Raw genomic sequence first — 11130 nt, 5'->3', positions numbered from 1 at the left:
AAGAGGCCCGTGAAAGCAGCCAATAGTTGCGGTGCATTCACCGGCCTCTTCGCAGCACAAGGCTGCTCCTACCCTAGGGCCGATGCTGGCTTCTTTAGCCGAACTGCTTCTGCTGCTGTTGCTGCTTGGCCACAACTTCCGAGGCGGCGATATACGCCTCCTGGAACTCGTCGCTTTCCAGCCAGGCCATGGTGGTGTCTTCGTCGGCGCCATCCAGCCAGGTGCGGTAGGCATTGAACACCAGCACGATGTAGTCGGTGGCGTGCTCTTCCTTGTGCCCCTTGAGCACCAGGGCCAGCAGCGGGTCGACCAGGAACACCGAGATCATCGCGACCAGGCTGGTTTCCTGTGCCGCCTTCATCTTGTCGAACAGCTCCTTGTAGCTGTCCGACTCCATGGCCTTGTTGAACACCTGCTCGATGCTGGCGCTGTCGCCGGCGCTGGCCTTGACCGCCTGGCCACTGCGCACCATGCGGTTTTGCTTGGCCTTGCTGGCGGCGCGCTTGGCGCGTTTCTGTTGCTTGGTCGTGGTGGCCATGGGTGAATCCTTGGGTGTGCCTGAAAAAGTGCGCGTATTGAATCGCACTTGCCCGCGAAACCCAAGCGACATGCGAGGGTCTCAGGCAAGCGGCCGGATGTCCGGCATCTACTCATGAGGAATTCAGGGATGAAAACACCGATCTCGCTTTGCCTGCTAGCAGTGGCGCTGGCCGGCTGCGGCAATATTGCCGCGGTCAAATCGTTCAACACGCCTTATGGCTCACCGACTTCAGGCGATACCGCACGCCTGCGGGTGATTGCCGACGGCATGGTGCGCGCTGTGCCGGGCAAGGATTGCGTTGACTGGTACAGCCCCGGCGCCGGGGTGATCGCGGTGCCGAAGGAGGGTTTTGCCGACCGCAATGGCGAAACCCTGGGCATGCCCGCCAGCGCCCCGGTCATGCAGGGCGATGCGGTCAGCGAAGTGCTGGTGCCGGCCGGCAAGCCGTTCACCCTGCACTTTCTCGATGGTGGCCGTAGCAGCTACAACAGCGTGACCAACTGTTTGGGCATGTTCTACTTCGTGCCGCAGAAAGGCGCCGATTACGAAGTGGTGGTGCGCGGCTACAGCGCCTGCGGCGTCAAGCTGCGGCAGCTGGGGGTGGAGCAACCCGTGCAGACCACCAAGGCTGAATACTGTAGCGCCATGGCCAACTTCTGATTGCCGCTGTCAGTGGGCGGCGGTAGGCGCTTCATCCTCTTCGAAGTCGCGTGATGCGCGCCCCACCAGCAGCGGGTCTGGGGCGTGCGCTACGGCCAGGTCCTTGCCTGGGTAATCCAGCGAGTGCAGGAAGTGCCGGATGCAGTTGATGCGCGCGCGCTTCTTGTCATCGGACTTGATCACCGTCCAGGGTGCATCGGCGGTGTCGGTATGGAAGAACATCGCTTCTTTGGCGGCGGTGTAGTCGTCCCATTTGTCCAGCGACTTGATGTCGATGGGCGACAGCTTCCAGTGCTTGAGCGGGTCGTCGCGGCGTGAGATGAAGCGCCGTAGCTGCTCTTCGCGGTTTACCGAGAACCAATACTTGAACAGCAGGATGCCGCTGTTGCACAGCATGCGTTCAAGGTCGGGTGCCTGGCGCATGAACTCCAGGTACTGCAGCGGGCTGCAGAAATCCATCACCTTCTCGACCCCGGCGCGGTTGTACCAGGAGCGGTCGAAGAAGACCATTTCGCCCGCCGTGGGCAGGTGCTGGATGTAACGCTGGAAGTACCACTGGCCCTTCTCCTGCTCGGAAGGCTTTTCCAGCGCCACGATCCGCGCGCCACGTGGGTTCAAGTGCTCCATGAAGCGCTTGATGGTGCCCCCTTTGCCCGCCGCGTCGCGCCCTTCGAACAGGATCACCACGCGCTGGCCGGTTTCCTTCGCCCAGCTCTGCACTTTAAGCAGTTCGATCTGCAGCGCGTGCTTGGCCTTTTCGTATTCCTGGCGGTGCATGCGGGTGCGGTACGGGTAGCTGGCCGGTAGGCGTGCGCGGGTGCTGTCTTCGTTGCTGCCCTTGGGCGCCCTGGCCACTTCCATGGCTGCCGGTTGCTGGCTGACCTGGGTGATGACGGGGTCGGCGACGGCTTTGATGGCGGGTTTGCGCGGGCGTGCGCGGCGGTTGGGGCTGGTTGGCGTGGCGTTCGGCGTAGCGTTCGAGGTGGATGTGACTAGCAGGGTGGCGTCGTCGCTCATGGAGGTCCTGTCGGTTCTGATGTGCTTTTCCCATGCTAGGGGCGACAGGCCTGGCGCTTATTGATGCGGGTCAATTTACCCGGAAAGGTGGGCTCGGCCCCAGCCTCAGGTGGGTGGTTTCCACCTGATACTCAAAGGGCGGGCGCAATAGCCTGATCTGCCCACGCTTAGGTGGGGCTAACAGGAGACTTACCCATGAAGCATTACTTTCACCTGGTGTTGAGCTGTGTCAGCAACGACGGCACCGGTTACAACGATTGGCTTACTCTGGCCCTGGATGAGTACAAGATCACCGAGGCGGAGTTGGCCAAGGCGGTCGCATCCGTTGATGACGCCAGGGCGCTGCTGAGCATTTCCTATCGGGGGCAGATGACCCCCGAGGAATTCGATAGCCAGGCGTAATGGCTGATTTGTGACGAGGCCCTCTGTGCATTGCTCAGGGGGCCTTTTTTTGGCGGGGTTACAGATGGCCACTGCAAAAAACGCAGGCAACAAAAAACCCGCACTAGGCGGGTTTCTTGTTGTCGCTTCGGGTAACTTTGCAACCACCAGAAGCTGAAGGTGGTGCCCAGAGACGGAGTCGAACCGCCGACACGAGGATTTTCAATCCTCTGCTCTACCGACTGAGCTATCTGGGCGACGAGGTGAATTAAATAGATTTCCAGACCGTCCGTCAACGACTTTTTGAAAAAATTTTAAATTAATTCCGTCGCTTACGTTTTTTGGGGTCATTCAGCAGGCGGAACGTAGCCTTCGGCCTGGGCGTATTCTTCGCCAGCGAAAAACTTGTCCATCTCGGCCTGGAGGAATTTGCGGTCCTCGGCATTCATCATGTTCAGGCGCTTTTCGTTGATCAGCATGGTCTGGTGCTTCTGCCAGTCGGCCCAGGCCTTCTGCGAGATGTGATCGAAGATGTCCTGGCCTTTAGCACCTGGGTAGGGCGGGCGCTCCAGGCCTGGAAGTTCTTCTTTGTACTTGCGGCACATCACGGTGCGGGTCATCGGGCATCTCCTGCAATCAGTTCGTCGGCCGCGCGTTTGAGCAACTTCTTGACCGGGGCAGCGAGGCCCAGGCGCGGCGGGGTGGCGAGGTTATACCAGAGCCAGTCGGGCTCGGCCACGTGCTGGCCGACCGGGTCGACCTTCACCAGCCAGGGCTCGATCGCCAGCTGGAAGTGGCTGAAGGTGTGGGTCAGGCCGTCTAGGGCGCGGCTCTCTGCCAGGCGCAGGCCATGCTGGTAGGCGAGGTCGTCGAGCTGTTCGATGTGCTCAAGCTCCGGCAGGCTCCATAAACCACCCCACAGGCCGCTGGACGGTCGGCGGTACAGCAGGATCGCGCCTTCGTGGTTGGCCAGCAGCGGCATCAGCGTCCGGCGTTGCGGCAGCGCCTTGCGTGGCTTGGGCTCGGGGTAGCGGGTTTCTTCGCCGTGCAGGTGCGCTTCGCAGCCGCGTTGCAGTGGGCAGATCAGGCAGCTGGGCTTGCTGCGGGTACACAGCGTGGCGCCCATGTCCATCATTGCCTGGGTGTAGTGGTTGGCGCGGGTCTGCGGGGTGTAGCGCTCTGCGCTGGCCCACAGCTGGTTGGCCACCTTGGGCTCGCCGGGGTAGCCGGCCTGGGCGGTAAAGCGGGCCAGCACGCGCTTGACGTTGCCGTCCAGGATGGGCGCGCGGATGCCCATGCTGATGCTGGCGATGGCACCGGCGGTGGAGCGGCCGATGCCAGGCAGTTCGGTCAGTTGCTCGACGCTACGCGGGAACTCGCCGCCATGCTGCTCGACGACGATTTTCGCGGCCTTCTGCAGGTTGCGCGCGCGGGTGTAATAGCCCAGGCCCGTCCACAGGTGCAGCACTTCGTCCTCCGGCGCTTCGGCCAGGGCCTGCACGGTGGGCAGGGCCTGCATGAAGCGGTCGAAGTAGTTGAGCACGGTGCTGACCTGGGTCTGCTGCAACATGATTTCCGACACCCATACCCGGTACGGGTTGATGCCCTGTTGCCAGGGCAGGTCGTGTCGGCCGTGCGCGTCATACCAGTCCAGCACGGCGCTGGAGAACTGCTCGGGGCTCATCGTTTGAACAGCCCCTTGAGCGCGTCTTTGAGTTCAGGGCTCACTTTGTCTCCGAGTTTTTCGTCGAGTTTTTCATCAATCTTGTCTTTCAGGCGGTTGCCGGCCAGTTTCGCGGCGACCTTGCCCAGGCCGTCCTGGTCCAGGCGGCAGGCCTTGGCGCCAAGCTCCAGCGGGCCGCGGCAGCGCAGCGGCACTTCAACGCCGACATAGCGCTCGTTGACCTGGCAGGCCGGGTCCGGCATGGCGCGTTGGTCGCCTTCGACGACCACGCCGACGTTGTAGTCCATGCCCAGCACGCGCAGGTCGAGGTCGCCGTGGCCGTTGACGGTCAGGCCAGGGATGCGGGCCTTGAGGTCTGGGTTGCTGGCCACGCCATTGCGCACCACCAGGCTGCCACGCAGTTCCTCGAAGGGCGTGTCCTTGCCGCGCGGTTCGCCGCTGAGCGTTTTACGGTTCAGGGTGGCGATGGCCTGGCACAGTTGCTGTTCAAGGTTGGCATTGACCAGCACGCCATCGTTGATGGTGAAGTTGGCGCTGCCATTGAGGGTGTCGACCAGTGCCTTCTGGCTGTTACCGGTTGCGGTCAGGTCGCTGGTCAGGGTCAGCAGGCCCTTGACCGGTGGCGTTTGCTCTTTGCCCTCGGCCTTGATGAAGTGTTCCACCGGTACGCGGTTGATCTTGGTATTGACGCCAAGCTGCGGTACGGCAGGGCGCACATCGACGGTGCCCTTGGCCTCGAAGCTGCCATTGTAGAGGCCGCCGCGCAGGGTTTGCAGGGTCACCAAGCCGCCTTGGCCGGTGGCCTTGAGCTGGGCATCCTGAATGGGCAGTTTGTCCAGGGTCAGTGCGCCGAACGTCAGGTCGGCCTGCAGGTCGAGGGCGCGCAGGCGGTCCACCGGCAGCAGCTTGTCGTCGCTCCAGGCGACCTGGGTCGGGGCGTTGGGCAGCGGGGAGCTGCTGGCACCGGCCACGGCGCTGGCTTCCTGTTGGTTGACCTCGGCCTGGCGGGCGGCGGTGGCGCCTTTGGCTTGTTCGCTCTTGGCGGGCAGGTAGCGGTCGGCGTCGAAGGTGTCGGCCTTCAGTTGCAGGCGCAGGGCCTGTTTGGCGAAGTCTTCGACGGCCACGCGGCCGGTGAAGGTGCTGTCGTCCAGCTTCACGGCCAGGTCTGCCAGGGCCAGGCTGTTCGACGTGCCTTGCAGGCGGGTGACCAGTTCCAGCTTGGTGAACGCGGCAGGGTCGTTCGTGGTGGGCAGCGGGCGGCCGATGCCGTCGAGGAAGGTGCGCAGGTCGAACTGGGCGATCGACAGGCCGCCGCTGAGTTGGGGTGCCTTGTCCAGGTCGCGCAGGTTCAGTTCACCCAGTGCACGCAGCTGGTTGGCCGAAATTTTCAGGCCATTCCACGAAGCGACATTGGCTGCCAGGTCGACCAGCAGTTGGCCTTGCGCGGCGAAGGTCACGGTCTTGCCTGCAAACGGCTCGCCCGAGGTTTCGCCCGACAGGCGCATGTCTTCGAAGTTGTAGCGCTTGAGCTTGCGGTCAAAGCGCAGTTCGCCGGCAAGCTCGGTGCGGGCCTTGATGCTCGGTTGGGTGGCGCTGAGGAAGGCACTCGCCTTAAGCGCAATGTTCGCGCCTTCATGGACCGGGCCGGTGCTCAGCTGGATGCTTTCGGCGCTGTAGCTCTGGCCGTTTTTGGCATCGGTGTACTGCACGCGGGCGTTGTTCACGGTCAGGCTGTCGATGTCGAGTTTGACCGCACGCTCGCTGCCGCTGTCGGCTTGCGCCGGGGCCTGTTCGGCAGGTGCCTGGGCCGGTGTATCGGTTGGGGCGCCGTTAGGGGCGGGCAATGGCTTGCCGATGTCTTCCCAGTTGCCATGGCCATTTTCGTCGCGGGCCAGGGTCAAGTTCAGGCCTTCGACGCGCACATCGCTCATCTGCACTTCGCGGCGCAGCAGCGGCAGCACGCGTACCGACAGGCCGAGCATCTTCAGGTCGGCGAACGGCTCGCTGGGTTTGCTCAAGGTCGCGATGCTCGCGTCATGCAGCTCCAGGCCCAACCACGGGAACAGGCTCCAGCCGATGTCACCGTTGAGGGTCAGCTCGACATGAGCCTTGTCGCGCGCCAGCTGGCGAATCTCGTCTTTGTAGTCGTTGGGATCAAAGAGGTGGGTCAGGGCGAAGCCCAGCGCCACGATGATCAGCAGCAACCCGAGAAGCCCCAGTCCCAGGATTTTGCCGAACGCTTTCATGGGCGAGTCCTTGTAGTCCGATTTGAATTTCAGCGGCAGAGTATAGCGCCGCAGTGCTTATCCCTGCGTATCCGGCAAGAGATACAGGGCATTTCCCTACGAATGGATCAGATGTTGCGGCTTTCGACAGTTCTCATATCTACAGTTCCAACGGCGCATGCAGCCATTGTAGGAGCAGCCTTGTGCTGCGAAGACGGCAGAGCGAACAACCCAGAATCAAGCTGATTTTTGCCGGCCTCTTCGCAGCACAAGGCTGCTCCTACAAGAATGGGGTGAACTCGAAATACCGTTTCAGCTACAGAAAAATCCACGATATCAGATTGCTTTCATCCCACCGGGTGCTGGTAACCTTGCGCCGCTTTCGGTGTGCCCGCGACCCATTGTCGCGGTGCGTCGCCCAGTAAAGGCCATACAAAAAGGATCAAACCCATGAGCAGTAACGTCACGGCGGGCACCTTGGCCGGTGCGCCGAGCTTCCTGTCGAAGGAGCGCATCATCGCCCGTCCGGGCTTCAACCGTTGGCTGGTGCCACCGGCCGCCTTGGCTATCCACCTGTGTATCGGCATGGCCTACGGCTTCTCGGTGTTCTGGTTGCCGCTGTCGCAAGCCATCGGCATCACCGCGCCGGTGGCCTGCTCGGCGGACATGGGGTTCATCGCCCGCCTGTTCAGCGCCGAGTGCGACTGGCCGATTTCGATGCTGAGCTGGATCTACACCTTGTTCTTCGTGTTCCTCGGCTGCTCAGCCGCGGTGCTTGGCGGCTGGCTGGAACACGCCGGGCCACGCAAGGCCGGGCTGGTGTCGGCGCTGTGCTGGTGCGGCGGTATGCTGATCTCGGCGATTGGGGTGAAGACCCATCAGCTGTGGCTGATGTGGCTGGGCTCTGGTGTGATCGGCGGCATTGGCCTGGGCCTGGGCTATATTTCGCCGGTCTCGACGCTGATCAAGTGGTTCCCGGACAAACGCGGCATGGCCACCGGCATGGCGATCATGGGGTTTGGCGGTGGCGCGATGGTCGGCGCCCCCCTGGCGACCGCGTTGATGGGCCACTTTGGCAGCGCAGAAGACGTCGGGGTATGGCAGAGCTTCGTGGTGATGGCGGCGATCTACTTCGTGTTCATGACGGCCGGCGCCCTGGGTTACCGCGTGCCACCGACCGGCTGGAAGCCTGAGGGCTGGACCGCCCCGGCGAAAAAGGCCGGCAATGGCATGGTCACCGACCGCCATGTGCACGTCAGCGTGGCCTGGAAAACCCCACAGTTCGCCCTGGTGTGGCTGGTGCTGTGCCTGAACGTCTCGGCAGGCATCGGTATTCTGGGCATGGCGTCGCCGCTGTTGCAGGAAGTGTTCGCCGGCAAGTTGCTGGGCAACGAGCTGAGCTTCAGCGAACTGAACGCCACCCAGCTGGCGCAAATTGCCGCCATCGCAGCGGGCTTCACCGGCTTGCTGAGCCTGTTCAACATTGGCGGGCGCTTCTTCTGGGCGTCGTTCTCTGACTACATTGGCCGCAAGAACACCTACTTTGCCTTCTTCGCCTTGGGCGTGGGCCTCTACAGCCTGGTGCCGAACATGGGGCACCTGGGCAACGTGGCGCTGTTCGTGGCGGCGTTCTGCATCATCCTGTCGATGTACGGTGGCGGCTTTGCCACGGTGCCGGCGTACCTGGCCGACTTGTTCGGCACGCAGATGGTCGGTGCGATTCATGGGCGCCTGCTGACGGCCTGGGCGGCGGCGGGCGTGCTGGGGCCGGTGCTGATCACCTACCTGCGCGAGTCTCAGCTGGCGGCGGGCGTTGAGCGCGCGGCGGCGTATGACATGACCCTGTATATCCTCGCGGGCCTGCTGGTGCTGGGCTTTATCTGCAACATGCTGATTCGCCCGGTGGCCGACAAGCACTTCATGAGCGACCAGCAACTGGCCGCCGAGCGTGCGCTGAGCCATGACAAGGGTGCCGATGGCGCACGTTCGCTGGAGTGGCATGCCGCGCCGGGCAGCTTGCCGTTGGTGCTGATCGCCTGGGCTGCGGTGGTTGTGCCGCTGGCTTGGGGGGTGTGGATTACGCTGCAGAAGACGGCTGTACTGTTCCATTGAAGGTAGGGGGGGGCGCTGTGCGCCCCTTTCGCGGCGCAAGGCCGCTCCTACAAGGGCGTGGTTGGGTGCAAGAGCCGGTGAAAGGGCTGCAACGCAGCCCCAGATTCACAGCTTGTATAGACCTGTAACGGCATCTACCCCCCGTCATTGCTTGCTTTGCCATATGTCATCCGCGTTTCAAGCTGGCGCGTTCTGGGCCTATAATGGAGCCCTTTTCGCCCAATGATTTTGCGGAGCTGGTGATGGTCGAACGTAAGGCTTCCGTCGAGCGCAATACCCTGGAAACCCAGGTCAAGTGCTCGATCAACCTAGATGGCAGCGGCAAGGCCCGATTTGATATCGGTGTGCCTTTCCTTGAACACATGCTCGACCAGATCGCCCGACATGGGCTGATCGATCTGGACATCGAGTGCAAGGGTGACCTGCACATCGACGATCACCATACCGTCGAAGACGTCGGTATCACCCTGGGCCAGGCATTTGCCCAGGCGATCGGCGACAAGAAAGGCATCTTCCGCTACGGCCACGCCTATGTGCCGCTGGACGAAGCGCTGTCGCGCGTGGTCATCGACTTCTCTGGCCGCCCAGGCCTGCAGATGCACGTGCCGTACACCCGCGCCACGGTCGGTGGCTTCGATGTCGACCTGTTCCAGGAATTCTTCCAGGGCTTCGTCAACCACGCCCTGGTGAGCCTGCACATCGACAACCTGCGTGGCCACAACACCCACCACCAGATCGAAACCGTGTTCAAGGCGTTCGGCCGCGCGCTGCGCATGGCCATTACCTTGGACGAGCGCATGGCTGGGCAGATGCCTTCCACCAAGGGATGCCTGTAAATGCAGACGGTAGCCGTAATCGACTATGGCATGGGCAACCTGCACTCGGTGGCCAAGGCGCTCGAGCATGTCGGCGCCGGCAAGGTGCTGGTCACCAGCGACGCCGCGGTGATCCGCGAGGCTGACCGCGTGGTGTTCCCAGGCGTGGGCGCGATTCGCGACTGCATGGCCGAAATCCGTCGCCTGGGCTTCGACAGCCTGGTGCGCGAAGTCAGCCAGGACCGCCCGTTCCTCGGCATCTGTGTCGGCATGCAAGCGCTGCTCGAACACAGTGAAGAGAACAACGGCGTCGACTGCATCGGCCTGTTCCCAGGCCAGGTGAAGTTTTTCGGCAAGGGCCTGCAAGAGGATGGCGAGCACCTGAAGGTGCCGCACATGGGCTGGAACGAAGTCAGCCAGGCCAACCACCATCCGCTGTGGCACGACATCCCTGACCGCGCACGTTTCTATTTCGTGCACAGCTACTACATCAATGCCGGCAAGCCGAGCCAGGTGGTTGGTCGCGGCCACTATGGCGTCGACTTCGCCGCCGCGCTGGCCGACGGCTCGCGCTTTGCCGTGCAGTTCCACCCAGAGAAGAGCCACACCCATGGCCTGCAGTTGCTGCAGAACTTCGTCGCCTGGGACGGGCGCTGGTAAATGAGCCGATCGAAGACCAAGGCCCCGATCATTACCCTGGCCCCCGAGCAGGAGCGCGAAGCGCTCGATACGCTCAAGCGTTTTCTCGAAGACCGTTTCGAGCTGCAGCTGGGGTCGTTTGAAGTGGCCGAGGTCCTCGACCTGTTCAGCAAAGAGATTGCACCCCATTACTACAACAGGGCGATTGCCGATGTTCAGCTGCACCTCAAGGAGCGGTTCGAGAGCATCGAGAGCGACCTGTGGGCACTCGAGAAGCCCTGAAACCCAACAAATAGACAGGTTCCCAAGATGCTGATTATCCCCGCTATCGATCTGAAGGACGGTGCCTGCGTGCGCCTGCGCCAGGGCCGCATGGAAGACTCCACGGTATTTTCCGATGACCCGGTGAGCATGGCCGCCAAATGGGTCGAGGGTGGCTGCCGCCGCCTGCACCTGGTCGACCTCAACGGCGCCTTCGAAGGCCAGCCGGTCAACGGCGAAGTGGTCACCGCCATCGCCAAGCGTTACCCGACCCTGCCGATCCAGATCGGCGGCGGCATTCGCTCGCTGGAAACCATCGAGCACTACGTCAAGGCGGGCGTCAGCTACGTCATCATCGGCACCAAGGCGGTTAAGCAGCCAGAGTTCGTCGCCGAGGCCTGCAAGGCCTTCCCGGGCAAGGTCATCGTTGGCCTGGACGCCAAGGACGGCTTCGTCGCCACCGACGGCTGGGCTGAAGTCAGCACTGTTCAGGTCATCGACCTGGCCAAGCGTTTCGAAGCCGATGGCGTCTCGGCGATCGTCTACACCGACATCGCCAAGGATGGCATGATGCAGGGCTGCAACGTGCCCTTCACCAAAGCCCTGGCCGAAGCCACGCGCATTCCGGTGATCGCATCGGGTGGCATTCACAACCTGGGCGACATCAAGGCCCTGCTGGACGCCAAGGCCCCTGGCATCATCGGCGCCATCACTGGCCGTGCCATCTACGAAGGCACCCTCGATGTCGCCGAGGCCCAGGCCTTCTGCGACAACTACCAAGGCTGAGGACTGAAC

12 protein-coding genes and 1 tRNA gene are annotated in these 11130 nt (G+C 62.6%); 7 read left to right on the top strand and 6 right to left on the bottom strand.

The window, feature by feature from the left end; genetic code table 11:
• Positions 1-94: 94 nt before the first annotated feature.
• Complete coding sequence (locus OO306_RS23315) at positions 95-538, bottom strand: hypothetical protein (protein WP_027594262.1); 444 nt, start codon at positions 536-538, stop codon at positions 95-97.
• Between the two features lie 129 nt (positions 539-667).
• Between OO306_RS23315 and OO306_RS23310 the strand changes: the two genes are divergently transcribed.
• Positions 668-1201: a hypothetical protein gene (locus OO306_RS23310; protein WP_027594263.1), complete on the top strand. Its 534-nt coding sequence runs from the start codon at positions 668-670 to the stop codon at positions 1199-1201.
• A 9-nt stretch (positions 1202-1210) separates the two neighbouring features.
• On the opposite strand, the gene ppk2 is transcribed toward OO306_RS23310, so the two are convergent.
• Positions 1211-2062, bottom strand: coding sequence for a polyphosphate kinase 2 (ppk2, locus tag OO306_RS23305; RefSeq protein WP_225876717.1), 852 nt, complete (start codon positions 2060-2062; stop codon positions 1211-1213).
• A gap of 351 nt (positions 2063-2413) precedes the next feature.
• Here ppk2 and OO306_RS23300 point away from each other — a divergent pair, with 351 nt between their 5' ends.
• Entirely contained in the window at positions 2414-2620 is a 207-nt protein-coding gene (locus OO306_RS23300; protein ID WP_085273848.1) for a hypothetical protein, read from the top strand.
• Between the two features lie 160 nt (positions 2621-2780).
• Here the strand turns inward: OO306_RS23300 and OO306_RS23295 are convergent.
• The 4 genes from OO306_RS23295 to OO306_RS23280 form a co-directional block, all read right to left on the bottom strand.
• Positions 2781-2856 (bottom strand) — tRNA-Phe (locus OO306_RS23295).
• A 90-nt stretch (positions 2857-2946) separates the two neighbouring features.
• Complete coding sequence (locus OO306_RS23290; protein WP_027594266.1) at positions 2947-3219, bottom strand: oxidative damage protection protein; 273 nt, start codon at positions 3217-3219, stop codon at positions 2947-2949.
• Positions 3216-4283, bottom strand: a complete 1068-nt coding sequence (gene mutY / locus OO306_RS23285) for an A/G-specific adenine glycosylase (RefSeq protein ID WP_085273847.1) — start codon at positions 4281-4283, stop codon at positions 3216-3218. Before mutY ends, OO306_RS23290 begins: the two co-directional genes overlap by 4 nt.
• The gene (locus OO306_RS23280) at positions 4280-6529 is read right to left on the bottom strand and encodes an AsmA family protein (protein ID WP_265970030.1); all 2250 of its coding nucleotides are present in this window, start codon (positions 6527-6529) and stop codon (positions 4280-4282) included. Before OO306_RS23280 ends, mutY begins: the two co-directional genes overlap by 4 nt.
• A gap of 429 nt (positions 6530-6958) precedes the next feature.
• On the opposite strand from OO306_RS23280, the gene OO306_RS23275 reads away from it, so the two are divergent.
• The 5 genes from OO306_RS23275 to hisA all read left to right on the top strand — a co-directional run bounded on the left by OO306_RS23275 (position 6959) and on the right by hisA (position 11121).
• Positions 6959-8620: an OFA family MFS transporter gene (locus OO306_RS23275; protein ID WP_027594269.1), complete on the top strand. Its 1662-nt coding sequence runs from the start codon at positions 6959-6961 to the stop codon at positions 8618-8620.
• Between the two features lie 242 nt (positions 8621-8862).
• On the top strand, positions 8863-9456 hold the full coding sequence (hisB, locus tag OO306_RS23270) for an imidazoleglycerol-phosphate dehydratase HisB (protein WP_027594270.1): 594 nt from the start codon (positions 8863-8865) through the stop codon (positions 9454-9456).
• Entirely contained in the window at positions 9457-10095 is a 639-nt protein-coding gene (gene hisH / locus OO306_RS23265) for an imidazole glycerol phosphate synthase subunit HisH (protein WP_027594271.1), read from the top strand.
• Positions 10096-10356, top strand: a complete 261-nt coding sequence (locus OO306_RS23260; protein WP_027594272.1) for a DUF2164 domain-containing protein — start codon at positions 10096-10098, stop codon at positions 10354-10356.
• Positions 10357-10383: 27 nt separating this feature from the next.
• Positions 10384-11121: a 1-(5-phosphoribosyl)-5-[(5-phosphoribosylamino)methylideneamino]imidazole-4-carboxamide isomerase gene (gene hisA, locus OO306_RS23255; RefSeq protein ID WP_016484508.1), complete on the top strand. Its 738-nt coding sequence runs from the start codon at positions 10384-10386 to the stop codon at positions 11119-11121.
• Positions 11122-11130 lie beyond the last annotated feature (9 nt).

This window comes from Pseudomonas sp. DCB_AW (assembly GCF_026240895.1).
GTDB classification, from domain to species: Bacteria; Pseudomonadota; Gammaproteobacteria; order Pseudomonadales; family Pseudomonadaceae; genus Aquipseudomonas; species Aquipseudomonas kermanshahensis.
The sequence above is the reverse complement of the archived record's forward strand: the minus strand, read 5'-3'. Positions and strand labels throughout refer to the sequence as shown.